General features: G+C 60.5%; 1 protein-coding gene. It reads right to left on the bottom strand.

Features of this window, described 5'->3' with window-relative positions:
* A partial coding sequence (locus ACP7EY_RS24010; RefSeq protein ID WP_426197764.1) for an IS3 family transposase occupies nt 1–620 on the bottom strand: 620 nt, incomplete at both ends.

The following is a 620-nucleotide window of genomic DNA, read 5'->3' on the forward strand; positions in this document are numbered from 1 at the left end:
CGTCCTCGTACTTGACGTTGCGCCACAGGCGCTCCACGAAGATGTTGTCCAAGGCACGGCCCCGGCCATCCATACTGATGTCCACGCTCTCCCGCTTCAACACGCCCGTGAACGTCAGACTCGTGAACTGGCTTCCTTGGTCGGTGTTGAAGATCTCGGGCTTGCCATGACCGACCAACGCCTCCTCCAGACAGTCCACGCAAAATGAGGCGTCCATGCTGTTGCTGATGCGCCAGGCCAGCACGCGCCTGGAATACCAATCGATGATCGCCACCAGGTACGCGAAGCCGCGCGCCAGCCTGATATAGGTGATATCTGTACTCCACACATGGTTCGGTCGAACGATAGCCACACCGCGCAGCAAGTATGGATATACCTTGTGACCGGGGTGCTGAACCGCCGTGCCTGGGCCTGGCGCCATGCCCGCCAGCCCAAGCATGCGCATCAATCGCTGCACTTGTTTGCGGTTGACCGCCCACCCCTGCCGCTTGAGGATCACCACCATCCTCCGGCTCCCATACAACGGGTGGCGCGTGAATTCTTCGTCTATCAGCGAGCAAAGATTCAACTCGTCGTCGGGGAGCGTTAGGGCTCGGGGGCGATAAACCGTCGCCCTGGAG

Origin of the sequence: Massilia sp. DWR3-1-1 (genome assembly GCF_049898325.1) — a bacterium.
In the GTDB taxonomy this organism is placed as follows: domain Bacteria; phylum Pseudomonadota; class Gammaproteobacteria; order Burkholderiales; family Burkholderiaceae_D; genus JAFCUW01.